This window comes from Geobacillus sp. FSL K6-0789, assembly GCF_038593135.1.
In the GTDB taxonomy this organism is placed as follows: domain Bacteria; phylum Bacillota; class Bacilli; order Bacillales; family Anoxybacillaceae; genus Geobacillus; species Geobacillus stearothermophilus.
Genome location: NZ_CP151966.1, coordinates 1434865 through 1459127, shown reverse-complemented (window position 1 = coordinate 1459127; position 24263 = coordinate 1434865). Strand labels below are relative to the sequence as shown.

Annotated in this window: 26 protein-coding genes and 2 pseudogenes; 7 read left to right on the top strand and 21 right to left on the bottom strand. The window is 52.6% G+C overall.

What is annotated here, in order from left to right:
* Window positions 1-7 precede the first annotated feature (7 nt).
* The 9 genes and pseudogenes from thiM to NSQ51_RS07440 all read right to left on the bottom strand — a co-directional run bounded on the left by thiM (window position 8) and on the right by NSQ51_RS07440 (window position 7720).
* Complete coding sequence (gene thiM / locus NSQ51_RS07480) at window positions 8-817, bottom strand: hydroxyethylthiazole kinase (RefSeq protein WP_033015373.1); 810 nt, start codon at window positions 815-817, stop codon at window positions 8-10.
* Window positions 818-986: 169 nt separating this feature from the next.
* The gene (locus tag NSQ51_RS07475; protein WP_049625982.1) at window positions 987-2009 is read right to left on the bottom strand and encodes a glycosyltransferase family 2 protein; all 1023 of its coding nucleotides are present in this window, start codon (window positions 2007-2009) and stop codon (window positions 987-989) included.
* Between the two features lies 1 nt (window position 2010).
* Window positions 2011-3725 (bottom strand): annotated as a pseudogene (locus NSQ51_RS07470) (DUF6044 family protein).
* Window positions 3726-3838: 113 nt separating this feature from the next.
* A complete protein-coding gene (locus NSQ51_RS07465; RefSeq protein ID WP_155266792.1) occupies window positions 3839-3988 on the bottom strand; it encodes a hypothetical protein in 150 nt (49 codons plus the stop codon).
* Window positions 3989-3999: 11 nt separating this feature from the next.
* Entirely contained in the window at window positions 4000-4755 is a 756-nt protein-coding gene (locus tag NSQ51_RS07460; RefSeq protein WP_033015378.1) for a 5-oxoprolinase subunit PxpA, read from the bottom strand.
* Entirely contained in the window at window positions 4752-5723 is a 972-nt protein-coding gene (locus NSQ51_RS07455) for a biotin-dependent carboxyltransferase family protein (protein WP_049625983.1), read from the bottom strand. The genes NSQ51_RS07460 and NSQ51_RS07455 overlap by 4 nt, the downstream gene beginning before the upstream one ends.
* Window positions 5716-6408 carry a 5-oxoprolinase subunit PxpB gene (pxpB, locus tag NSQ51_RS07450; RefSeq protein ID WP_183084004.1) on the bottom strand — a complete coding sequence of 231 codons (693 nt, stop codon included), beginning with the start codon at window positions 6406-6408 and terminating at the stop codon, window positions 5716-5718. Before pxpB ends, NSQ51_RS07455 begins: the two co-directional genes overlap by 8 nt.
* Window positions 6399-7154: an IclR family transcriptional regulator gene (locus NSQ51_RS07445; protein ID WP_342462749.1), complete on the bottom strand. Its 756-nt coding sequence runs from the start codon at window positions 7152-7154 to the stop codon at window positions 6399-6401. Before NSQ51_RS07445 ends, pxpB begins: the two co-directional genes overlap by 10 nt.
* A 131-nt stretch (window positions 7155-7285) precedes the next feature.
* Window positions 7286-7720 carry a GNAT family N-acetyltransferase gene (locus NSQ51_RS07440; RefSeq protein WP_033016602.1) on the bottom strand — a complete coding sequence of 145 codons (435 nt, stop codon included), beginning with the start codon at window positions 7718-7720 and terminating at the stop codon, window positions 7286-7288.
* Window positions 7721-8024: 304 nt separating this feature from the next.
* On the opposite strand from NSQ51_RS07440, the gene tnpA reads away from it, so the two are divergent.
* Both tnpA and NSQ51_RS07430 read left to right on the top strand, forming a co-directional pair.
* A complete protein-coding gene (tnpA, locus tag NSQ51_RS07435; RefSeq protein WP_044743973.1) occupies window positions 8025-8426 on the top strand; it encodes an IS200/IS605 family transposase in 402 nt (133 codons plus the stop codon).
* An 18-nt stretch (window positions 8427-8444) separates the two neighbouring features.
* Complete coding sequence (locus NSQ51_RS07430) at window positions 8445-9908, top strand: transposase (protein WP_227412724.1); 1464 nt, start codon at window positions 8445-8447, stop codon at window positions 9906-9908.
* A 596-nt stretch (window positions 9909-10504) separates the two neighbouring features.
* Here the strand turns inward: NSQ51_RS07430 and NSQ51_RS07425 are convergent.
* The 5 genes from NSQ51_RS07425 to NSQ51_RS07405 all read right to left on the bottom strand — a co-directional run bounded on the left by NSQ51_RS07425 (window position 10505) and on the right by NSQ51_RS07405 (window position 15770).
* Entirely contained in the window at window positions 10505-11305 is an 801-nt protein-coding gene (locus NSQ51_RS07425) for an AAA family ATPase (protein WP_064213564.1), read from the bottom strand.
* On the bottom strand, window positions 11298-12551 hold the full coding sequence (locus NSQ51_RS07420) for an IS481 family transposase (RefSeq protein WP_342462693.1): 1254 nt from the start codon (window positions 12549-12551) through the stop codon (window positions 11298-11300). Before NSQ51_RS07420 ends, NSQ51_RS07425 begins: the two co-directional genes overlap by 8 nt.
* 152 nt (window positions 12552-12703) lie before the next feature.
* On the bottom strand, window positions 12704-13249 hold the full coding sequence (locus NSQ51_RS07415) for a DUF6431 domain-containing protein (RefSeq protein ID WP_049626302.1): 546 nt from the start codon (window positions 13247-13249) through the stop codon (window positions 12704-12706).
* Window positions 13250-13713: 464 nt separating this feature from the next.
* Window positions 13714-15234 (bottom strand): bifunctional ADP-dependent NAD(P)H-hydrate dehydratase/NAD(P)H-hydrate epimerase, encoded by a 1521-nt coding sequence (locus tag NSQ51_RS07410; RefSeq protein WP_049625430.1) that lies wholly within the window; start codon window positions 15232-15234, stop codon window positions 13714-13716.
* Window positions 15235-15380: 146 nt separating this feature from the next.
* Window positions 15381-15770, bottom strand: coding sequence for a MerR family DNA-binding transcriptional regulator (locus NSQ51_RS07405; RefSeq protein WP_025950097.1), 390 nt, complete (start codon window positions 15768-15770; stop codon window positions 15381-15383).
* Window positions 15771-15840: 70 nt separating this feature from the next.
* On the opposite strand from NSQ51_RS07405, the gene NSQ51_RS07400 reads away from it, so the two are divergent.
* On the top strand, window positions 15841-16104 hold the full coding sequence (locus NSQ51_RS07400; RefSeq protein WP_033016601.1) for a hypothetical protein: 264 nt from the start codon (window positions 15841-15843) through the stop codon (window positions 16102-16104).
* 43 nt (window positions 16105-16147) lie between these two features.
* Here NSQ51_RS07400 and NSQ51_RS07395 read toward each other — a convergent pair whose 3' ends face one another.
* Genes NSQ51_RS07395 through NSQ51_RS07385 form a run of 3 tightly spaced genes read right to left on the bottom strand, consistent with a single transcriptional unit; the run spans window position 16148 to window position 18680 of the window.
* Window positions 16148-16936: an ABC-2 family transporter protein gene (locus NSQ51_RS07395; RefSeq protein WP_033016600.1), complete on the bottom strand. Its 789-nt coding sequence runs from the start codon at window positions 16934-16936 to the stop codon at window positions 16148-16150.
* Window positions 16937-16938: 2 nt separating this feature from the next.
* Entirely contained in the window at window positions 16939-17712 is a 774-nt protein-coding gene (locus NSQ51_RS07390; RefSeq protein WP_033016599.1) for an ABC-2 family transporter protein, read from the bottom strand.
* Window positions 17709-18680 (bottom strand): ABC transporter ATP-binding protein, encoded by a 972-nt coding sequence (locus NSQ51_RS07385; RefSeq protein WP_033016598.1) that lies wholly within the window; start codon window positions 18678-18680, stop codon window positions 17709-17711. Before NSQ51_RS07385 ends, NSQ51_RS07390 begins: the two co-directional genes overlap by 4 nt.
* A 158-nt stretch (window positions 18681-18838) precedes the next feature.
* On the opposite strand from NSQ51_RS07385, the gene NSQ51_RS07380 reads away from it, so the two are divergent.
* On the top strand, window positions 18839-19267 hold the full coding sequence (locus tag NSQ51_RS07380) for a hypothetical protein (RefSeq protein ID WP_033016597.1): 429 nt from the start codon (window positions 18839-18841) through the stop codon (window positions 19265-19267).
* A 376-nt stretch (window positions 19268-19643) separates the two neighbouring features.
* On the opposite strand, the gene NSQ51_RS07375 is transcribed toward NSQ51_RS07380, so the two are convergent.
* Entirely contained in the window at window positions 19644-19784 is a 141-nt protein-coding gene (locus tag NSQ51_RS07375; protein ID WP_155266805.1) for a hypothetical protein, read from the bottom strand.
* Between the two features lie 218 nt (window positions 19785-20002).
* On the opposite strand from NSQ51_RS07375, the gene NSQ51_RS07370 reads away from it, so the two are divergent.
* From NSQ51_RS07370 to NSQ51_RS07360, 3 genes are read left to right on the top strand one after another with little or no spacing between them, the layout of a single operon-like run.
* A complete protein-coding gene (locus tag NSQ51_RS07370) occupies window positions 20003-20257 on the top strand; it encodes a FeoA family protein (protein WP_049625984.1) in 255 nt (84 codons plus the stop codon).
* Window positions 20250-20984, top strand: a complete 735-nt coding sequence (locus tag NSQ51_RS07365) for a FeoB small GTPase domain-containing protein (RefSeq protein WP_033016595.1) — start codon at window positions 20250-20252, stop codon at window positions 20982-20984. Before NSQ51_RS07370 ends, NSQ51_RS07365 begins: the two co-directional genes overlap by 8 nt.
* On the top strand, window positions 20953-22347 hold the full coding sequence (locus NSQ51_RS07360) for a nucleoside recognition domain-containing protein (RefSeq protein ID WP_049625323.1): 1395 nt from the start codon (window positions 20953-20955) through the stop codon (window positions 22345-22347). Before NSQ51_RS07365 ends, NSQ51_RS07360 begins: the two co-directional genes overlap by 32 nt.
* Window positions 22348-22596: 249 nt before the next feature.
* Here NSQ51_RS07360 and NSQ51_RS07355 read toward each other — a convergent pair whose 3' ends face one another.
* From NSQ51_RS07355 to NSQ51_RS07345, 3 genes and pseudogenes are all read right to left on the bottom strand, one after another.
* Window positions 22597-23223, bottom strand: a complete 627-nt coding sequence (locus NSQ51_RS07355) for a histidine phosphatase family protein (RefSeq protein ID WP_121649993.1) — start codon at window positions 23221-23223, stop codon at window positions 22597-22599.
* Window positions 23224-23399: 176 nt separating this feature from the next.
* A pseudogene (locus tag NSQ51_RS07350) lies at window positions 23400-23854 on the bottom strand (GNAT family N-acetyltransferase).
* 56 nt (window positions 23855-23910) lie between these two features.
* Window positions 23911-24210, bottom strand: a complete 300-nt coding sequence (locus NSQ51_RS07345; RefSeq protein WP_033016592.1) for a DUF5634 family protein — start codon at window positions 24208-24210, stop codon at window positions 23911-23913.
* Window positions 24211-24263 lie beyond the last annotated feature (53 nt).

The window sequence follows — 24263 nt, the reverse complement described above, 5'->3', positions numbered from 1 at the left end:
TCTCCTTTTACCGTTGTTCGACCTGTCCGTCACGCTTCACATCATCGGCGCTTGTGTGCGCCAACGCGTCTAGAAACAACGACTGAAAACGGCCCGGACTGCGCTCCCCAGCTTCTGCAGCCGCCCGCTCCGCCGCGACGCCATAATAGGCGAGCGCCGCCACCGCTGCCTTCACCATATCACGCTCAACAGCGGCAAACGCCCCAATCACCGACGTCAACAAACAGCCCGTCCCGGTCACTTTCGTCAACAGCGGGTGGCCGTTGTGAACCAAATACGTCGTGTTTCCGTCCGTGACGACATCGTCCTTTCCGGTGATGATCACAACGGTGCCAAGCTTGGCCGCCGCCCGCTTCGCCAAAGCCGCGGCATCGCCGCTTCCTTCCCCGGCGTCGACGCCTTTAATCGCCCACGTCTCGCCGATCATATTGGCGATTTCCGCCGCATTGCCGCGGACCGCTGCAAGCTTCACCTGTTCGGCGATGCGGCGCGCTGTCTCCGTTCGATAGCGCGTGGCCCCGGCTCCGACCGGGTCGAACACCACCGGCACACCGGCTTCGTTCGCCGCCCGGCCGGCGATCAACATCGCCTCTACTTCCTCAGCGTTCAGCGTCCCGATGTTCAATACGAGCGCGCCGGCAAGCTTCGCCATCTCTGCCACTTCCTCTTTCGCATACGCCATCACCGGCGAAGCGCCAAGCGCCAGCAATCCGTTCGCCGTAAAATTCGTCACGACGACATTCGTCATATTGTGGACGAGCGGATTGGCCTCTCTCACCCGCTCGCGCAGTTCCGCCCATTCACGCCAATCGGCCATCACTTACCCTCCCCTTTCTCGACAAACACCCTTTGCCAGCTGGCGAAAGACCGCCTTCTCTGCATCCCCCGCCAATCCGCCATATCATTCCCATCCATCAGTCTACTCTTTCTTTTTTAGAATTGCAAGACAAAGAAAAACGGCGCGCTTGTGCACGCCTGCCGTTTCCTTATGGCCGCAGCCGCTTCTCCGCTTCCGCCTCCTCGGACGAAGCCGATGGCGACAGCCGCTGCGGCAGTGGCCAGTTCCATAAATCCAAATCGACGATGTAGCGCGGCCGCCGTTTCGTTTCCTTATAAATTTTTCCAACGTATTCCCCGATCAGCCCAAGGGCGATGAGCTGCATCCCCCCTAGCAGCCAAATCGAGGTAATGAGCGACGTCCATCCCGTCTCGGTATGTCCAGCCCACTTTAAAAAGAGAAAATAGGCGCCGAAGATGAGGCTGACGACAAACGAGAGAAAGCCGATGAGCGAAATAAAGCGAATCGGGGTGACGCTAAACGATGTGACCCCGTCGAGCGCAAAAGCGATCATTTTTTTTAACGGGTATTTTGTTTTTCCGGCCAGCCGTTCTTTCCGGTCGTAATAGACGACCGCCGAGCGAAAACCTAGAAGCGGAACGATGCCGCGCAAAAACAAGTTCACTTCCCCGAACTGTTCGAGCGCCTCGACCGCGCGCCGGCTCATCAGACGGTAGTCGGCATGGTTATACACGAGATCAACGCCAAACATCTTCATTAACCGATAAAATCCTTGGGCGGTATGGCGTTTAAACCACGTATCCGTATCGCGACGCCGGCGCACGCCGCAAACGATGTCATACCCTTCGCGAAACTTTTGCACAAATTCGCGAATGGCCGACAAATCATCTTGCAAATCGGCATCGATCGAAATCAAGCAGTCGGCGTGTGTTTTTGCCGCAAACAGACCGGCCAGCAACGCGTTTTGATGCCCAGCGTTGCGCGCCAGTTTCAGCCCTTTCACTTCCGGATGGCACAAGCTCGCCTTGTAAATGATTTTCCATGTATCGTCATGGCTTCCGTCATCCACGAACAAGAGCGCACTTTTGGGCGAAATCATTTTTTCCTCAACAAGTTCGCCGCGCAGCGCCTGCAAGCGGCGGATCGTCTCTGGGAGCACCTCTTCTTCGTTGTAACACGGCTCGACGATGGCTACTACCGGTTCGGACATCTCACGTTCCCCCTTTCCATGCGGCCTTGTATAAGTAAATCGTCCAAGCAGATTCGTCCGAGCGAAACACACGCTCAAGATGCAACGCGTTGTCGCTTGCGTTTTCAATCGGCAACGCCGAGAAAATATAACGCCCGCCCATGGCGTAAAACGCTTTTGTGTTCAATTCAAGATGGCGGATCGTCCGCTTCGACGTTTTCTTGAACATATAATGTTTGCCGAGTTCGTCGACAAAAAGGTAGCAACGCCCGCCCCATTCGTCAAAATACTCGCGCAGCTTTTTGTTTTTTTCCAGCTCCTTGGCGATAATGCAGCGGAACCGGTGTTTGTATTCCAACGGGTAAAAGTTATTGTACGTATCAAGCGTGTAAAAACCGTTGTACTGGGCGATCGCCGGGTGGATGCCGATGCTGGCGACGCGATATGTATGGACGGGACGGCCGATATACTCGCGGATGGCGGCAAATTGCTTCTCAGCGTAAAATTCGCGAAATGACGGCTTGTTGCGGTAGACGATTTCCTCATTGTGCAAGACAAGCACCAACAGCTGCAAAGCGATCGCCGCCGCGCTGACCGCCCGCCACCGCCGTCCTTCCTGCCAAATAATTTTCAGCGCCATCGCAAACAAAACGTAAATGACCATCGGCCGCAAAAAATGATAGCGGGCGAAATTGAACTTATCGAGCAAATCAAACCGTTCCGTGAGCGGCAGCCATCCTTTGTAAAACCAAAATGCATACCATGTCGACAACGCGAAGTTCAATACGTGCAGCACAAGAAACGGCATTTCCTGCCGCCAGCGCTTCCGCTTCCACACGAAGTACAAGGCGATGAGCGTCACCGGCAAAATGACGAACCCGTGCACCGTCATCACATGAGTATGGCCGAGCACATAGTTTTTGAACGTCAGACGGATCACCCGCAAAGCGGCAGGCGGGCGTGGAAATATTCGTCTCGGCTTGTCGGTTCATCGGAAAACAAGAGCGAATGGACAAGCCGGTAGTCGACCGCCGAATAGAGCACCGTCATATAGACGATGGCCGCCAAAAATCGCCAATTCCAACCCTTGCCGCGGATGACATCAATGAGCCACCAAATCCCAAGCGCGCTTAGGAAAAAGAAAAAGCCAAGCACAAAGCTCGAGTAAAGCGGCAAGAGCGTCAACACCGCCCAATTCACCCATGAACGCTCCCCGCCCCGAATGTTTAAAAACGCCCAAAGCGCAAGCGGCATGCCGAGCGTGCTCAACATCCCCGACGGCCAAAACGGCGTCAGCGCGAACGTTAACGAAACGCCGATGCGGATCCATCCCCAGCGTCCGGCCGGCAGCACATGCTTTTTCAGCAAAAGATACATGCCGACAAACGCGAACACGCGGGTGATGGCTTGGCTGAGCCCATAGGCGTAAATGGACGGAAACAAAGCGTGAAGCCAGACGATGCCGCTGAACTCCGTCCCGAACGCGTTGCGCGGCAATCCGTTAATGATTTGCGGGATGATTCCGTCAACCGGTCCAAACAGTTCGCCGCTTCGGGTGAGCACTTTATACCAGGCAATGTTGGAATCCAAATTGTCATGGACGCGCATATGCGCATCTTCACCGAGCACAAAGTACGGCGACACATATAAGGCGATGGCCAGCAGTGAGAAGAACAGAAGTCGTTTTTCTGTCACCAGCGCCTCTCTCCCTCCTTTCGCCCGGCTGATGTCTTTCATTATTGTTCAACAAATGAGGAAAATTATTCATAATGATGGCAAAAAACGGACGGCAAACGAAAAACCGCTGTCGGCCGGGCAAAGCCGGCTGGCAGCGGTTTTGAATTCGGCGCTTAGCCGGCGAAAATCGGCACGTGCATGCTGTGCACCATCCCGGTGACATGGAAAAACGGCAATGTCGCCAACCCGAGAGCGATGGCCGATGTCGCCATCAAAAAAACGGCCCCGATCAACACGCTTAATCGGCTTTCATTCTTATGCATTGTCTCTCTTCTTATCGCAGCGCCTGAATGGCAATGCCTTCTTGCTGCAACGCTTCATACAACCGCTTGGCAAATCGCACCGCCTGCTCATTGTCGCCATGCAGGCAGACGGTGTCGGCTTCAATCGTCACGTCCGTCCCTTGCAATGAGCGGACGCGCTGTTCGCCAACCATGCGAAGCACTTGGCGGACCGCCTCATTTTCATCCACAATGATGGCACGTGCATCACTTCTTGGAGTGAGCGAACCATCCGCCTGATACGTCCGGTCGGCGAACACTTCGCTCGCGGTTCGCAAGCCATAAGCGCGGCCCGCGCGGATGAGCTCGCTCCCCGACAAACCATACAAGACAAGCGACGGGTCGACATCGCGCACCGCTTTGGCGATCGCTTCGGCCAACGCCGCGTCTTTCGCCGCCATATTGTACAAGGCGCCGTGCGGCTTCACATGCGTCATCACGCCGCCTTCCGCCTTGACAAAGGCTGCAAGTGCGCCGATCTGGTAAACAACGTACGCATACACTTCTTCGGGTGAAACCGCCATCGCCCGCCGCCCAAATCCGAGCAAATCAGGAAGACCGGGGTGGGCGCCGATGGCAACGCCATGCTGGATGGCGAGCTGCACCGTCCGCCGCATGACGAGCGGATCGCCAGCGTGAAACCCGCAGGCGATGTTGACAGACGTAACGTATAACAATATTTCTTTCTGCCCAAGCTCGTATGCACCAAAACTTTCGCCAAAATCGCAATTGAGATCAATGACCGTCATGATTCTTCCCCCCATTGGCGGCGAATGGCGGCAATCCACCGATCCAGCCGTTGCTGTTGTTCGATATAAAGCTGCACCGCTTCCTCAAGCGCGATCGGTCGAAACTGGATACGGTCGCCGGGACGCGCCTGCGCCAACAAAGGCAAATCGACCGCTGCCACTTGGGCGATGCGCGGGTAGCCGCCCGTTGTCTGGCTGTCGGCCATCAACACGATCGGTTGGCCGGACGATGGCACTTGCACAGTGCCGAAGACGACGGTATCCGACACCATCTCCTTCTCGCGGGCGCGGACTAGCGCCGGGCCTGCGAGCTGGCAGCCGATCCGGTCGGATTGGGGCGTCACCTCATAGAAGGCGGCAAACAACTGAGTGCGGCTGTCCGGCGTAAACTCGTCATATTCCGGACCAGGGACAGCGCGCACCGTTTTCGTTTTTCCGCCGATATAGCGGCTGGCCAACCGGGAGAGCCCCCAACGCAGCGGCTTTGAAGGGAAAATGAGAGCGGCCGGCCCAATCTTCAACACATCCCCGCGCCGCAACGGCCGGCCCGATACACCGCCAAGCTGCGCCGGGACGTACGTTGAACGGCTGCCCATCACAGGCGAAACATCAATGCCGCCTGCTACGGCCATATACGCTCTCCATCCCACTCGGCATGCCCCGATTTCCAACACATCGCCCGGCTTGACGGCCGCCGGCTTCCAAAGCACCAACGGCTGCCCGTTCAGCGCGCATGAGAACTCGCCGCCGCATATGGCGATCACCGTTTCGGCGTGAAACCGAATCGTCGGCCCGGACATCGTCGCCTCGAGCACCGCCTCATCGCCATGGTTGCCGACAAGCGCATTGGCAAGGCGATACGCCCACGCGTCCATCGCCCCGCCCACCGGCACCCCGGCATGCCGGTAGCCGAAACGCCCGCTGTCTTGAACGGTCGTAAAAAATCCGCCCTCCATGACTTCAATCATGTTCATCTCTCCAACGTGCAAATTCATCGGCGCCAATCGGCCGAAATTCAACAATGTCACCGGCGGAAAGCAAGCTCGGCTCCTTCCGGTGCGGGTCAAATACGCGGAGCGGCGTCCGGCCGATCAGCTGCCAGCCGCCCGGCGTCGCCAGCGGATAGACGCCCGTCTGCCCGCCGGCGATGCCGACCGAACCGGCGGGCACTTTTGTGCGCGGCACCGCCCGCCTCGGTGTGGACAAACGCGGCGACAAGCCCCCCAAATACGCAAACCCGGGCGAAAACCCGATCATATAGACACGGTAGCGGCCGGCCGAATGAAGCGTAACCACCTCATCTTCCGTTATCCCGTGAAAGCGGGCGACCTCTGGTAAGTCCGGCCCAAATTCACCGCCATAGCAGACAGGAATAACAACCGTTCGCGCCAAAGGCCGGTCCGTCTGTCCAGACGACTCGACCTTTTCGCGCAGCCACCGGCATACGTCCGCATAACCAATCGCCAGCGGGTCGTAATACACGGTAAGCGATGAAAACGCCGGCACAATTTCGTTGACCCCTTCTTTTCGTTTTCTCTTTAGGCGAACCGCTGTCTCATGAACGATATCATTTACGGTCTCATCGATATAATCGGCAAACCGGACGGTCACTGCATATTCACATAACGGAAACAGCGTATAGTTCATTTCCATCCCTTTCCTTGAAAGCCAAGTTCACGTGAAATCTCCATCGCCGCCTGCCGAAGCAACGGAACGATGCGCGCCACATCATCCGGCAAAAAACGCTGTTCCGGGCCGGCGACACTCAGCCCGGCGATGGCCGCGCCTTCATGGTTAAAAATCAGTACAGCCACAGCCGCCGAATAGTTTTCCAGCTCAGAATAGCTGACCGTATAGCCCCGTTTCCGATCTTCTTCCAACTGCCGACGCAACGCCTGCTTGTCCGTTACGGTATTTTTGGCGATTTTGACAAGTTTTGTTCGTTCCAAATAGCGTGCTTGCTCTTTTTCGTCCATAAAGACCAGCAAAGCGCGCGGGCACGCGCCGGCGTACAGCGGCGCGCGCCGGCCGACTTTCGTATAGACGCGCACCGGCTCGGACGTCTCGACTTTTTCAATATAGAGCGCCTCATCACCGTCGCGGATGACAAGATTCACCGCTTCGTTCGTCGCTTCTTTCAGCCGCTCCATCACCGGCAGCGCCACCCGACGAATATCGAGCCGCTCGGCAACGAGCGACCCAAACGTCAACAATGCCAAACCGAGTTCATAGTGATCGCCCCGCTTTTGCAAAAAGCCAAGCGCGACAAGCGACTGCGCCATCCGGTATACCGATGTTTTCGGCATCTGAAGCCGTTCGACCATCTCTGGCAAAGTCAACCGTTCGCAGTCGAGAAACAAATCAAGCAGTTCTTTTGTTTTTAACACCGTTTTGTTCATCATTGCCCCTCAATTCCGAATATCAGAATATTAATTCCAAAATACGGACTATATATTCTTATTATAATGAAAAGTAGGACAATTTCCCACCCCCAAAATGAAAAGCGTCTGCTGAACAGACGCCGTTGGATTCAACTCGATAAGCGTTTTGAAAACACATAACTGACTTTTGCATATTCCATTTTTTCCTCATAAAAGCGATGGGCGTCTATCCGTTGCAGGCCGGACGACAGCGAAACAATCCCGTAGCCGTGCTCCCTCGCCCACTCGTGCACATAGGACAACAACGCCTTTCCATATCCTTTCGAACGTTCGCTCGAAGCGGTAACCAAATCGCACACCCAAATAAAGCGGCCGTTATAGAGCGTGATCATCGGCATGAATCCGACAACCGCAACCATTTTGTCCTGATCATATAACGCCACAAGCTGATACCCTTCTTGTTCTTGCGCTTCTCGCACGAGCGCCGTGTAGGTTTCCTCATCCAAATGGGTGCGCAGCTCACGCATCACCGGAAAGGCGCTTCTCACTTCTTCCTCCGTTTCAAGCCAAACGAATCGCGGCACGATTCCTATCTCCCTTCTTCTATTTCTACATTCATGATATCAATATTTATCTAAAAATGGAACTGCCTCCTTTCCGCAACGTTGATCATCGTTTCGAAAGAAGACTCTCGCTTCAAACGCGTAAAGGTCGCAGCCCAGCGATCAGCGGAAGCTGAATGTCGGCTGATAAACCAATAATTACAGGATGCGTTTCGTGAAAGCCCACGACTTTAGTCGTTGGGATGAAACGAAACAAAAAATATTAGATAATTGACTCCTATCTAATATTTTGTATAATAAATATTAGATAGGAGGTGTTTATCTAATGTCTAATGATAAGTATACTCATAAAAATGGAATTGTTTATTTAAATCAATATCATGTTATATTTTGTCCAAAATATAGACGTAAAGTATTAGTTGGAGATATTGAAAAAGATTTAAAAGAGATTTTGTATGAAGTAGCGAAAGAAAATGATGTTGAAATTAAAGCGTTAGAAATTATGCCAGATCATGTTCATATGTTTATTTCTTTTGATCCACGACAGCATATCCATAAATTAATACAAGCATTTAAAGGAAAAAGTAGTCGAATACTAAGAGAAAAATATCCTTCGTTAAAAAGCAGACTACCGTCGCTATGGACACGAAGTTATTTTTGTTGCACAATTGGTCATATTTCAGAAGAAGCGGTTAAACAGTACATCGAAAACCAAAAGAACGTATAAAGGAATATAAAGGAAGTGGTGTCATTGGCGAAAACAAAAACCAAAAGCTACGTGCTGACGTTGAAACTCAAAACAGAATTATGGCAAGCGCACATATTAGAGAAACGTTTTGAAATTGGCAGAAAAATATACAACGCTTGTTTGGGCGAATTGCTGAAACGGTATAAAAAACTACAACACGATAAGCAGTATCGTCATCTAATCCAACAACCAAAATCAAAAGAAAGAAACAACTTGCTAAATGAGTTATATCGGCAGTACGGAATCAATGAATACGCTATGCACGATTTTGTTAAGCCAATGCAACACCATTTCAAGAAACACATCGACTCACACACCGCACAAAAAATCGCTACGAGAGCATGTATGGCAATGGAAAAACTAATCTTTGGCAATGCCAAAAAAGTGTCTTTTAAAAAATACAACGATATGGATTCATTAGAAGGAAAAACAAATAGCACAGGCATCCGTTTCAAAAACAAACATTTGCTTTGGAATGGTTTATCTATTCCTGTTATAATTCGCTCAAACGATATATATGCACATACGGCTCTACAAGACCGTATAAAATATTGTCGCATCGTTCGTAGACGGATTAGGGGGAAAATCAAGTATTTTCTCCAACTCACCCTTGAAGGTGTGCCGCCAAAGAAAATAAACCGTCAAACAGGAGAAGTAAAACATCCAATAGGGCAAGGCGATGTTGGCATCGACATAGGAACACAAACCATCGCTATTTGTTCAATGAATAATGTCAAGTTGTTCGTTCTTGCGCCGAGCATCGAAAACATAGAAAAGCAAAAGCGAGTTCTTCAACGAAAATTGGATCGTCAAAGACGGGCGAATAATCCACACAAATACAATGAAGATGGAACAATAAAAAAAGACAACAAGGAAAAATGGGTTTGGAGTAAAAATTATCTAAAAACTCGTCAACAACTAGCCGAGTTGCAAAGAAAGATGGCTGAAAAACGTAAACAAGATCATCAACGGCTTGCTAATTGGATCATCACATTAGGCCATCATATCCAAGTAGAAAAAATGAATTTCAGAGCACTTCAAGCAAAGGCAAAAGAAACAAAAGTCGATGCCAACGGAAAATACAAAAAGAAAAAACGATTTGGGAAAAGCATTGCGAATCGTGCGCCAAGTTTGTTTTTGAACATACTAAATCAAAAACTGCAATATGAAGGCTATTCCCTTCAATACATCGACACATTTAGCGTCAAGGCAAGTCAATACGACCATCAAAACGATGAGTACAACAAGAAAACACTTTCTCAACGATGGCATGAAGTAGACGGACACAAAGTACAACGAGATTTATACAGCGCATTTTTAATCATGAACGTGAAAAACAATCGAAAAGAAATAGATAGGAACAAATGTTTAGAGAGATGGGATCAATTTATTCGACTGCATGATGAAGAAATCAAACGACTTCGTCTTCAGCCATATGTCGTAAGTAGCATGGGAATTTAAATGATAAAAAGCGTCTTGAATCGGGCGCACAGGGCGATAAGCACCAGTAAGGTGTTTGCCCATGAAAGTCTTGTGGAAGTAGAGTCAGTATCCATGCGAAGGTATGGAAGAAGCTCTATAGTACACAAGAACCCCGTGGCTTTAGCCATCGGGAGGTTCAGAGCCGCAGGCGCAAATACGGCTTCAGCGTTGAAAATGGGATCGAGAATTCACAAATGCCGGCGGTGTAAGGGGCTATTTCATCCTATTTCGCGCAGAAGTGGGAGAGGAATGCGCGTTCCCCTTTTCTTTTGTGTATGATATAATAAAGGCGTGGAGAAAACCGTTTAATAAAGGCACTCCAATAACTGCTACTCGATGTATGGAGTTGGTTACAGGAAACGTTGTAGTGTAAATTAGCACATTATTTCAGAATCCCTTTTTCAAATTATTTCAGGCGGATTCGGAAATAATGTGCAAAATTTTTGCGGATTGTTCCAGATTTTGCACATTCTTTCGGAACGTTTGCACGCTCTTTCAGATGAAGATTTCCAGCGCGCCTGATGGACCTATGGAAAAGAGAAAGCACAAAAGAGGCCGATTCGGCCCCTTTCGTGCTAATACCCCATTTCCTCTGCGGCCATGCGCACCACTTCTTCGTCAATGGCGTCCTTTTTCAGCTGATACCCGTATAACAGGCACGTCGTGGCCAACGTGTTGATCACCCGAGGCCATCCCCGCGACTGCAGGGCAATCGCCTCTAACGCCGATGGGGTGAAGATCGGATGCTTCGCCCCGGCCTGTTTCATCCGATGCTCGATGTAGCCCGCCACCTCTTCCTTCTCCAGCGGCCCCATCCGGTATCGCATGATGATCCGCTGGTCGAGAGGGCGGTGCTGATTGAGCCGCAGCTTCCCCTGTAAATGGGGCAGCCCGGCCAAAATCAAGACAAATGGGTTGGTCGAATCCATCTCAAAGTTGAACAAGATCGCGATGTCCTGTAAAAATGCATCCTTCGCTAAATGCATCTCATCCAAAATGAACACCGGCGTGATCCGCCGTTCATGATACAATCGCTCGATCGCCTGCTGGATTTGGCGGAAGAGGTCTACCTTGCGGTACTTCGGTTCCTCTCCTAATCCCAAGGCCAGTCCACGGTAAAAATCCATCACGCCTCCGGTGGATAACGGAAAGTAGACGACATGATACAATGATGGATTCAATGACTCTTTCAGCGCCCGAAGGGCGAACGTCTTGCCCGCCCCCGGCTCTCCGATCAACAGCCCGATCCCCCGGGTTCGTTTCACGTACTCCAGCGCCCGCAACGCTTCCTGAAATGACGCCCCTTGATACGCCTCGGACGGGTCTGTTTCTTTCGCAAACGGCTCCCGCGAAAGGGAGTAAAACGATTTATACACCGTGTTCTCCCTCCTTCGCCGGAATCGCCGCAAACGGGGACCGATGGCGTTTTACATAGGCGTTGTCCTCCAAACGAACCCGAACGGCCTCCGCCACCTTCCTTCCATCTTCGTACACATAGACGCCCCGTTCATCATAGCGGAGCTCAATCGATTGCCCAATGAACCGAGGCGGCACTTCGTATAGCTGTTTATTCAGGGTGATCGTGCCATCGGCTTTCACCTTGCGGTGCTCCCGTTTCAGAAAAATCGCATCCAGCCAATCGCCATCTTCGATGAACGACACGAGATGCACTTGCGATTGAAACACCTCATGCGGCGTTTTTCCGTCCAGTGAGGCGTGCGGTTTTCGATGATACTCCTCTTCAAGCCACTTCCAAAAACGCTCGTTCAACTCGTCAAGCGATTTCGGCGGATTCAGCTCCAACAGTGGATAAAACCGTGTCTGTACGGTGCGGAAGAACCGTTCGATTTTTCCCTTGCTTTGCGGGTCATACGGCTGGGTGTGGATGAGTGTAATCCCCATCTCGGCGCACGCATACTGCAGCACCTCGGACCGATAAATTTTCCCGTTGTCCGAGTAAATGCGTTTCGGCTTCCCGCAACGAAGCACCGCTTCCTTCGTGACGATCCGCAGCCCGTCAAACTTCTCCGAAGGGAAAAATTGGGCATATGGCACTAACCGCGAGCAGTCATCGATATACGCGATCAAAAACGTTTTCTGGGCTTTCCCATGGACGCGAATCGTGGGTCCATGGGATAAGTCCCCTTGCCATAGCTCATTGATCTGGTCATACGCAAAACGCTTTCGCTCCGGCATCGGCAAGATTTCTTTTCCCACCAGGTTGTGTTTTTTCAACAATCGGTATATAGTAAAGTAAGAGGTATGATTTTCTGGGATTTCCCCCTGCTCGATCAGGTGTTCGTAGAACACCGTCACGGGCATGGTGGGATGTTCTTTTCTTAGGGCTAAAATATGATCCTCATCATCGGGCGACAGACGCCTTGAGTGGCCGCGGTCCGAACGGCGCTTCGGCTTTAAGGCGTCAAAGCCCCCTTTTTTGTATCGGGTGCACCAATCGAGGATCGTCTTGGCTGCGATTCGTTTGTCTCCCTGGTGGGGAACATGGTGCACTCGCTCGCTCACCTCTTTCAGATACGTCTTCGGTTCCACCTGCCCATTCACCAACGGAGCGATTAGCCCGTACCGAAACAGGGCAATGTCGTGTCTCATCGACTCATTCATTCAAATCTCCTCCTGGTCTCACTTGGAATCAGGACCGTTCCGGTCCTCCTGCCCTTATCGTACCGAATTGCTTTTTCTCCGTCGATAGGAAAGGTTTGTGGGAACCGAAACTATTTCCAATTTAGGGTATGTATGTAAAATCAGGATCCCATTTAATTCGCAAAAGGGTGTCGGAATCCGCCCTCCCACATCTCTCTGATGGCCGAATCAAGACCGTGTTCCTCTAACGTCTGGATCCACCAAGAAGCCCGTTCCTTTTCTTTTTTCACGATAGGGCCTATGATCCTCCACCGCCTCGCAAAAAAGCTATGAAGGCTTGATAGGTTTCGGCAGAACCGTCGGACATAAAAGATGATGCCGTCCTTTGTCGGGAGAAACGGAGCCTGGTTCGTCCTTTCGGTCAATCCCAACTGCTCTTTCACGACTTGCCATATGGCGGACAACGTATACTGAAAATACGGGAGGAGAAAGGAAGGCAGCACACTCACCGTCTTCAAGCATTCCCGACAGCGATACCGGACAATCCAAATGCGATAATCGCCATGTGGGGTCAATGCGTTTCGCTCATAGTAACCGTGGCGGTGCAACGGGCGCTTGGCCCGGCAATGCGGACACTTTTTCAGAAGAGGGAAGTCGTTTTCTTTTCCACGCTCTGCATACGTTTGAACGTCAATGCCAAAGTCATGAAATTGAATCACGTCCTCCTCCCCCTCCTATGAACCGATGGATTTTCTCTTCCGAAATAATTCACAAAAAATTTAGCACATTCTTTCAGAAAAGGGGAGAGGGCTTTCTGAAGGAATGTGCAAAAAAATGTCTCTTTTGTTCCGAAATAAAGTGATAATTTACATTGTAGCCGTAAAACATCGAGCGTAGATCCGTCTGTTGTGTGTGGAAGCCAAGTACTGCCAACAGACACACCGAGAGAATCGGTAACGATGCAGGCATGACCTGCGTCGTTGGGTAGTTGTCAACCTGCCCTGATGCAACCCCAAGTCAAGGAAGGAGGACGAAGTCCGCTTGTACTTCTGGGGAGTTGCAAGCCCCCACTTCAAGCGTTAGCTAAGTGGGGGTAGTTGACACAGCCCATACGCCAGCCGGTCATCGCAAACCGGCAGGAATCGTGTTCATCCCCCATTGCCCCTTTCAATGGGCCGGTTGATCACGTCAGCGAAGTGAGCACAGCCGGCAAGGCATCCACAACGTCCGACGCCAATACATCCCAGGACGAATGACCGTGTTGAACAAGCCAATCAGCAGCCTTTCCATGCACGAACACTGCATTGCTCACCGCCGGCTGCACCGCCTCGTGCTGCAGCAAAAACGCCGCCACGATGCCCGTCAACACGTCGCCGCTCCCGCCTTTCGCCAAGGCCGGATTGCCGGTCGCGTTTACATATTGCGCCCCGTCTGGCGCCGTCACAATCGTATACGGCCCTTTCAACACGACATAGACGCCATATTCCATCGCCAGCCGCTTCGACACGCCAAACCGGTCGCGTTCCACCTCGCTGACCGGGCGGCGAAGGAGGCGCGCCATTTCCCCCGGATGCGGCGTGATCACCGTCGGCGCGCTCCGTTCGCGCACCAGCTCGGCGTAGTCGTCCCAAAAAAACAAGGCATCGGCGTCGATGACAAGCGGCACCGGCTGGCGCACAAGCTCATTGACCAAGCGGCGAACCCCTTCCGTCCGGCCCATCCCTGGGCCGACCGCGATCGCATCGATCTCAAGCCCGTCCCAATCGGCCGCGCCGGCAAACGCGCCGCCCTCGGCCGGCCATAATCGACACATCGCCTCCGGCACGCGGTTGGCGACCGCCTCATACATCGCTTCCGGAACGGCGATCGTCACCAGCCCCGCCCCGCTGCGAAGCGCCGCCTTCGCGGCGAGTGTCACCGCGCCGGCCATCGCCTTGGACCCGCCGACAATGAGCAGCTTGCCGTACGTTCCTTTATGCGATGACCGTGTTCGCTTCGGCATCGTCCGCACCACATCGCTCTTTTCCCACAAAAACCGAGCAGCCGCCTTCGCCTGCACCGCCGCCGGCGGAATGCCGATATCCACGACGGTGAGCTCTCCGTAATAATCGGCCGCCGGGAACGTGTACGCCCCAAGTTTCGGGCATTGCACCGTCAGTGTCGCATCAGCGCGGACCGCCATGCCGGCTTCCCCACCGTCCGCCGGCACCCCGCTCGGCACGTCAATCGCATAAACGACCGCCGGCGAACGGTTCACTTGCTCGATGATTTCCTTATATGGCGGACGTACGTCCCCTTTGACGCCGATGCCAAGCAAGGCGTCAATGATGATGTCATAATGCGGCAAGAGCGCCGCCAACTCCCGCTCTTTTCCTTCATAAGCGATCCATGCATAACCGGACTGCTCGTACACCTCAAGCGCCGTGCGCGCCGCCCCTTTCACCTTTTCCTTTGGCGGAACGAGCCAGACATCGGTTTCATAGCCATAACTTTTCAACATGCGCGCGATGACGAACCCATCGCCGCCGTTGTTGCCCGTGCCCGCGAGCACCGCCACCTTGGCAGCGGGCGGAATCCGCTTCTTCAGCGCCCAAAACAGCGCCTGTCCGGCGTTTTCCATCAACGAGTCAGCGCTGATGCCGATCCGTTCTGCCACTTCCCGGTCAATGGCGTACATTTCCTCAGCCGTTACGATCGGAATCATATACGTTGCCCCTTTCGATTGTTCTTCCCATACATATAGGTTGACCGTTCGGTTGACTTCGGCGTAGAAAAGCTCCGTTTCCCCATCGATAATCGCCGTCTTGTCGGGAAATTTCCTCGCATTGCGGGCAAGCAGCTCTGAAATGTTCAACCATCCGATCCCTCCCATTGCCGCAATCGCTGTTCAAAATCGGAAAGCAGCGCTTCCATCTCCGCCTTCAGCTGCAGCAAATCCTCAATCCGCTCGTTCACCTCCTTCAATTTCCGCCGCCCGTATTCGACCGTTTTTTCCAGCTGTTTCTTCCCCGTTCGGTCCTCATCAAACAGCGAAATCATCTCATGAATCTCGTCAAGCGAAAAGCCGAACCGTTTGCCGCGCAAAATGAGCTTGAGCTTTGCCCGCTCCTTTTTCGTATACAGCCGCTGCCCTGACTCGGTCCGGATTGGGGAGAGCAATCCGCGTTCTTCATAATAGCGGATCGTCCGGGTGCTCACATCAAACTCGTGCGCCAAATCGGAAATGGTGAAATAGTGCATGGCCATCCCTTTTATAGAAGTAATATTATGAATTTTATTTTAATTGACGTTGACGTAAAAGTCAACGAATATGAAAGCAAAGAAACAGTCATCCTCCCCCTTCTCCGTGTCCATTCTCTCCGCCATCCAACCATCAATATGGAAAAAATGGATCTGGGAGTCGCCGGCGAAAGGAGAGCATCCCGAGCCAATGCAAGGAAAGAAACAATCAACCGAACGCTCGAGTCATAAACACTGGAACGCTTCCCCATCATTCACGGCGGAAAGAAGCGAATCGAGCAGCATGATGCTCGTCGATATACTGCCGATCACCGTCGATATCTTGGCCAAATAGCCATGACTAAAGAAAAAAAGCCCCCGTCTAGGGAGCCGTTTCCTCACCCGCCCGCCCCGGTGTAAAAGCGCAAGGCAAACCGCCAAAAGCGGCGGGAAGCCCATAAAAAGAGCATAGCCACAGCCAAAGCCGCCAGCACCGCAGCCATGCTCCATTTCCCAAGCAGCGCCAAAGCCGGCGTATTGGTGATCAACACCGCCGGCAGAACGTACGTAATCACGAAGCGCACCGCGCCGCGGTACATGCTGCCCGGGAAGCGGGCCGTATCAAAAAACGAATCGAAAATAAACGACAAATCATCAATGCGCACCACCCAAAACGACGTCGTCATGAGGATCATCCATAACGAATAAATAAGCAAGAGTGACGCGGTCATCACGACGAAAAACATCAAGACGTCCGCCGCCGACGGCACGTAGCGTTCGACATACAAGCCGTAGCCGATGACGCCAAAGCCAAGCGCCACATCGATCAACCGCCAAAAGACAAGGTGGCGGAAGCTGACGTAAAACATGCTATCGACCGGTTTCGTCAAAATATAATCGAGCGTGCCGCGCCGGACATGCTCAAGCAAACGCGGCATGTTCGGCCGAAGCGCGAAATCGATCCATCCGCGCAGCGTATTAAAAACGCCGAGCAGCACAAGCACTTCCCCATACGTCCAGCCGCCTAACCGGTCCGTCTGATAAAAAAAGATATGGATCGTAAGCAGGGCGATGCCGAGACCAAAAAAGCTGGCGATGAAATTGCCGAAAAATTCGCTTCGATATTCCAATTCCTCAACCAAACAAGCACGGAAAAACTCGCGGAACACCCGCCCATACCGCCGCATATTCACCCACCTACCGCCTGGTTTTTTCGCATTCCTGCTTTCCAAAGCCACTGCACCCCCGCGACAAACACGGCCATCCACCCGACCGCCACCGCAAAGCCGCGCGCCAACTCTCCTCCATCCGCCGCCCCGGTGGCGATTTCAATCGGAAAACTGATCATATAGCGGAACGGCAGCCATTCGCTCCATTCGCGAAGCGCCGGCGGCAGCATTTCCAGCGGCGCGATCCGTCCTGACAAAAACAACGAAATGACGTCGATCACCCCGTACACCGCCGCCACCTTTGTGACCCAAAACGCGAGCAGCCCGCACGAGTAGCTCAACAAAAACCGAAGCGCCGCACCCAATACGACCGCCGCCAAAAACAGCACCGCTTGCCCTGCCGTCATATGCGGGCGAAGCGGCGGCCAAAACACCGCCCCCACCAGCCAAACCGGCGCTAAAATGACGGCAAACAGCCATTTGTAAACGATGTTTTCCGCAATCGCCCAATGGATCGGATGAACCGGCCTAAGCAGCAAATTCGAAAACGTCCCTTCGCGAATTTCACGGTCGAGCTCCCATACATCCCACGCGCTCGTCATCCGCTCGACAAAAATGACCGCCATAAAATAGAACAGAAACGACTCGCTCTCTTCCGGATGAATGTTCATCCAGACAAACATCGTAATGAGCGGCTGCGTGATGGCGCCCGTCATCCAGACGAACGTCGCAAGCCGATACGCAAGCATTTCGATGTATTTCATCCGCAATAGGGCGATATATTTGCGAATCATACGTGTTCCTCCCAAAACGCGCGCGCAATCACTTCCTCAAGCGGCGGGTCTTCGATGTTGATGTCGCGGACATCAAACCGTTCCAATAACCGCGCTGCTGTCTCCGCCGCCGTCTCGCGCGCCACCCTGAGCACAATCGTTCCTTCTTCGATTTCCACCACTTCGCCGTACTCGCTCCAATCGACATTCGGCAGCCGAGAAAACCGAACCTCAAGCCGCTTGTACGGCGCCAGCTTCTCCGTCAGCACCGACAGCTCCCCATCGTAAATCAATCGCCCGTAGTTAATGATCATCACCCGGTCGCAAAGCGCCGCGACATCCCCCATGTAATGCGACGTCAACAAAATCGTCGTCTCGTGCTCCCGATTGTAGTCGACGATAAAGCGGCGCACGTTTTCCTGCGTATGGACGTCCAGCCCGATCGTCGGCTCATCCAAAAACAACACGTGCGGCCGATGCAACAGCGCGGCCGCCAGCTCGCAGCGCATCCGTTGGCCAAGCGACAAGCTACGCGTCGGCTTGTCAAGAAGCGGCGCCAAGTCGAGCAGCTCCGTCAATTCCTCGAGTGTCTGGCGGAACGACCGATCGTCGATGTCATAAATCGCTTTATTGACCAAAAACGTCTCCATCGGCGGAATGTCCCAAATGAGCTGGCTTTTTTGCCCCATCACCAAGCTCATCATTTTTTTAAACTCCGGCTTTTGCTCAAACGGCACAAACCCGCCGACCGTGATCTCTCCTGACGTCGGATGCAAGAGACCGGCCAACATTTTCATCGTCGTCGTTTTCCCTGCCCCGTTTGGCCCTAAAAAGCCGACGATTTCCCCTTTCTCAATCGTAAACGAAACGTCCTTCACCGCCTCAATGACGCGATAGTCGCGCCGCCATAAATGACGCACCGCCTCAAGCCATCCCGCATCGCGGCGATGGACGCGGAACGATTTATGCAAATGGCTGACACGGATCACAGTGCCCATCCTCCAATAGTGTACTGTTGACATTCTTTTGTTATATCACATCGAGGGGGCGCGCCGCAAAGAAAAACATTTCGCCATCTTTTCTCTATCGTTCCCATCTTTCGTCATGTATAATAGAGAGAGAATCGAACGAGAAAGGAGATTGTCGAATGGGGGATATTACAAATGAAATGATTTGGCAAGCCATTAAAGAACTTGCCGAGCAGCTGCAACAAACGAACGGACAAGTGCAGCAACTGGGCCAACAGGTGCAACAAACAAACGAGCAAGTGCAACAGCTCGGTCAACAGGTGCAACAAACAAACGAACAAGTGCAGCAACTGGGCCAACAAGTCCAACACCTTAACAGCCAAGTGCAGCAGCTGAATCACCAAGTACAGCAAACTCATGAGCAAGTCGACCAGCTCGCCAAACAAGTGCAGCAAACGAATGAACAACTCAACCAATTAAGCCAGCAAGTGGCCGACATGGACAAACGGATCACCGATGTCGCCAACGGCCAAAACATTTTAGTTGAAGAGCTGTTCGAAAACAAAAAGGAGATCAGGCGGGTCAAGACGGCGCTCAATATGTACTAGACGTCAGTCCGCTCCATTTCGTTGATCTCTTCGACGTTGAACGCTTGTTCCATATCCTGTGTGAACATAGCCATCATCAAACAACATCCCCCTGCTTACGTCATACTAAAACTCCGAATCATCGTCGCCGCAAATGAAGCCCGGAAGGTTCTCCTAAACAGATCTTCCGGACTTTCTCATCATGAAAACGGACACCGTCTCGTCTCATCGCCCCAACATCTCTTTCACCGTCGTCCGCTCCTCAATCACCGATGGATTTCCAAACTAGCCTAGTCCGCTTGCTTTCTTCCATACCCCCGACTCCTCTATTTATAATTCACTAATACATAGAAAGGTTGTTATTAAGCATCGTCACTTAATAACAACCTTTCGCATTTCAGCTTGTCTGCGTCTTCGCCGCCAGCGTCTTCGCCAGCTCGAGGAAAAAGTCGAGCACCTCTGGATTGGCCATCGAGCCTGGGTTGACCGCCTTTTCGAGCGGGAAGCCAAGGAGCAGCTTGCGGATCGGAATCTCCATTTTCTTGCCGGTTAGCGTTTTTGGAATTTGTTCAGACTATTCATATGATAACATGATTTCCTACTGTTTTGAATAGTTGTTGGTTCGACAACTCTGTCAGAAAAAGATGAAACGAATTTGTTGACAACAGCGAGGCAACTGGAATATGATAAATTCAAAAGTTGGTCTAATCCAAAAAAATGTCCTTAACAAAAAATATTAATCGGAGGGAAACTTTTATGACAAAAGCAAAACACTGCTGCCTCTCCAATATGAAACCGGGCGATCGATTTCGCATCGAAAAGGTTGATGTTCCTGATCCTATTTTAAAAAGGCGGTTGCTTGATTTGGGATTTGTACCCGGCGGGGAAGTGAAGGTGGGACAAAGAAGCCCGCTTGGCGACCCGACCGCCTATCGCGTTTGTGGCACGACGATCGCATTAAGGAAAGAAGAAAGCGACTATATTTACGGGGAGAAGATCCACCATGACTGATATGACGTATACGATTGCCTTAATGGGAAATCCGAACACCGGCAAAAGCACGTTGTTCAATGTCTTAACGGGCCTGCGCCAACATACCGGCAACTGGCCCGGGAAAACGGTCACTCATGCCGAAGGAGAATGCCGCCACCGCGGCGCATTGTACCGGATCGTCGACTTGCCGGGAACGTATTCGCTCTATTCCAATTCAGCCGATGAAGAGGTGGCGCGCGATTTTCTTCTGTTTCAACGTCCTGACGTCACGGTCGTTGTCGTCGATGCGACGGCATTAGAACGCAACTTGAATCTAGCGCTTCAAGTATTGGAAATGACCGACCGCGTCATTATCGCTATCAATTTGATGGATGAAGCGAAAAAGAAAGGCATTCATATCAATACAAAAAAATTAGCCGTCAAACTCGGCGTGCCGGTCGTGCCGATCTCGGCCCGCAACCGGGAAGGAATCGATGCACTGCTTGATACAGTGGATGCCATGGCGCATGGCCGCATCAACACCACCCCGCTTTCCATCCGGTACAGCCCGGAAATCGAACGAGGCATTGCCAAACTTCTTCCACTCGTGAAAGACGTGATGGGAGACACGTATCCTGCTCGCTGGATCGCTCTTCGTCTCCTTGACGGTGATGCATCGCTGCTTCAAGCGCTGAAACAACCGCCGCAACCATTGATCAAGGAGGGGAACGCGTATGCCTGCTGCGGATCTGTCAAATCAGTTTGACCAGCTCATGAACGAAGCCAAGTCATTAGCACCGGCTGACACGCGTGAACAGATCGTGTCTGCCATTTTCCAAACGTCCGCTGCGCTTTCTCAAGAATGTGTCACGCATACAGCGGTCGCAAAACGTGATCGAACGGAACAAATTGACCGGATCGTCACGTCGAAGCGGTGGGGATTTCCCATTATGCTGGCGCTTCTCGCCGCTGTCCTGTACATGACGATCGCCGGCGCCAACGTATTTTCCGATTCGCTCGCCCGCTTGTTCGGAACGATCGAAACGTATCTCACCATGGCCTTTCAAGCGATTCACGCCCCCGACTGGTTGCACGGCCTCATTGTACTTGGCCTATACCGCGGCACGGCTTGGGTCGTCAGCGTGATGCTGCCGCCGATGGCGATTTTCTTTCCCGTATTCGCGTTGCTCGAAAATTATGGCTACTTGCCGCGTGTCGCCTTTAACATGGATCGCTTGTTTAAAAAAGCGGGGGCGCATGGCAAACAATCACTGACGATGGCCATGGGCTTCGGCTGCAACGCGGCGGCCATCATGTCGACGCGCATTATCGAATCACCGCGCGAACGAATGCTGGCCATTTTGACCAACAACTTCGTCCCCTGCAATGGACGTTGGCCAACGCTGATCCTGCTTTCCTCCTTATTTATGGCAGCCGGCTATACAGGCGGATGGAACACGTTCGTGACAGCAGGTGTGGTCGTCGCCATGGTGTTGTTTGGCATCGTCGTCACGTTGACCGTTTCATGGGTCTTATCCAAGACGGCCTTGCGCGGCATTCCGACCCATTACACGCTGGAGCTGCCGCCGTACCGACGCCCGAAAATCATGGAGACGATCATCCGGACCACCCTCGACAAATCGCTCTATGTGCTGAAACGGGCGGTAACGGTTGCGGCGCCGGCCGGCATTCTGACATGGGTGCTCGGCAACGTTCACGTGGGAGATACGACCGTGCTGGCGTATTTAGCCGACTGGCTTGACCCATTTGCCAAAGCATTGGGATTGGATGGCTACATTTTGATGGCGTTCATTTTAGGCTTGCCAGCCAATGAAATTGTCGTGCCGATTTTGCTGATGGGCTATTTATCCGCGGGGGCGCTCATCGAAGCCGATGGTCTGCATTCTCTTAAACAACTTTTGCTCGACCACAGCTGGACGTGGCTCACCGCCCTTAATATGATGCTGTTTTCCCTGCTTCACTACCCATGCGGCACGACGCTCGTCAACATTTACAAAGAAACGAAAAGCGCAAAATGGACGTTCGTCGCCTTTGCCTTGCCGACAGCGATTGCCATTGCGGTCACCTTTACGACCGCACAGCTAGCGAGATGGCTCGGGCTCGTATAAACGGCGCAGCCCCGCTTCCCGATCGAGGAAAACGGGGCTGTTTTTTTGGATAACTAGACTTGATAAGAAAAAGCAGTTCTTCACCAAACGTTGTACTGGAAGGCGCCCACTCATAGCTTTCATCCATTTCTTGAATCATGAATGAGGATGCATGATGGCGCAAGAAACCGATCCGCTTGGCCAAGCGCATATTATGGCGATGAACCGAAGAAACAGCGCCGCCTCCAATTCTCCATCCTTCTTCCCTATCTATACTTCCTTGACTTCTTCTAGATGGGAAACATCGCCTTCCACAACCAGGCGAAACACGTCCGCATTCACCTCCACAATCGTCACGCTCGTGCCGTACATATACGGCGACGCCCACAGCTGGTCAAGCGGCGCGCCCTTGAACGCCGCCATAAGCGTTTTCAGCACAACGCCGTGAGTGACGATTAACACCGTTTCTCCCTCGTGCCGCTCGATGATGCGCCGCACCGCTTCAAGCGCCCGCTGCTGCACGTCGCAAAACCGCTCGCCTCGCCTTGGAGCGTACAGATGGGGCGCGTTCCAAAAATGATCGAACCCAGTCGGATCCATTTGCCGAATCTCGTCATGCGTCTTGCCTTCCCAATCGCCAAGTTGAATCTCTCGCAGCCGCTCGTCTTGATAGATCGGAATGAGCCGCCCGCCGCGGACGAGCTCGGCCGTTTCCAGCGCCCGGCCGCTTGTGCTTGTGTAAATCGCGGCCAATTCCACCGCTTCAAGCCGCTTTCCAAGCCGCATGGCGTCTTGCCGCCCTTTTTCCGTGAGCGGCGAGTCTTGCCATCCTTGCATCCGCTTTTCGACGTTCCACTTCGTTTCCCCATGTCTGGTCAAATACAAGGTTGTCCCCATGTGTTCCTTTGCTTCTCCTCTCTATTCATCTATCGATCATTCAACCGCCCGCTCAGGCAAACGAAACGCAACAGATCCGCTTTTCATCTCTGCTTGAGCGCCTTTCGGCAGCACTGCCATTGGATCTGTATGGCCAAGATCGGCATTATGCACAACTGAAAACTCACACCCGCTTGTCATCCGCTTCGTTTCACGAGTTTCAGTAACTCGATTTTTTCTGGTGTTTCGATGCGCTCGATGGCGCGAAACCCATGGCGTTCGTAAAAGCAAATGGCCGGCGCGTTGCCGCTTCCGGTCGTCACGACGATCTCGCTGATCGACGGTTCTTGCTTGATGACAAAGTCAAGCAACGTGCTGGCGATCCCTTGGCGGAAAAAATCCGGGTCGACCATCAGCCGGCAAAGGTGAAGCGTCGGGCCGCTTCGCTCATAGGCGATCGCCCCAACGAGCCATTCACCTTGAAAATAGCCAAAAAAGCGATCGCTGCATCGTTGCAGAGAAGCGATCGCATCGTGAAGCGGCGGAAGCGCTGTGCTGCCGATGAGCTGCGCCTCGATCGCATACGCCGCCGCTGCAGGCGTAGCACCATAGCGGCCATTTTTTCATCTGCTATGCGGAGTTCCGCAATCATGCTCCTCTCTCCCCTTCCGTCAGCCAAAAAAGCGGCCGAGCTGGGCCGCCTGCTTGTTAATGGATGATTTCTTTCATCGCCTCTTGCAGCGAATGAAAGCCTTTTTTCTCCCGACCGTCTTTTCGAACGGTCCATTCCTGCTTCTCAAGCGCCAGTTCACCGCGTTCGTTTTTGACAAACGGCATGTGAATGGTGATCATCTCGTCATCTTTGTTGATCGTATAACCGATATAATAGCGATTGCCTTCACCATGCTCTTCAAAAATGCCGACTTGGTCGAGGCCATACGCTTCCATCATCGGCTCAAGCGTGTCGATAAACTCGTCGATCACGACGCTTCTTGGCACAAATTCCATCTTCGTTTCCTCCTCTTTGCCCATGCTCAATGTTAGTGTGCGGCAAAACGAGG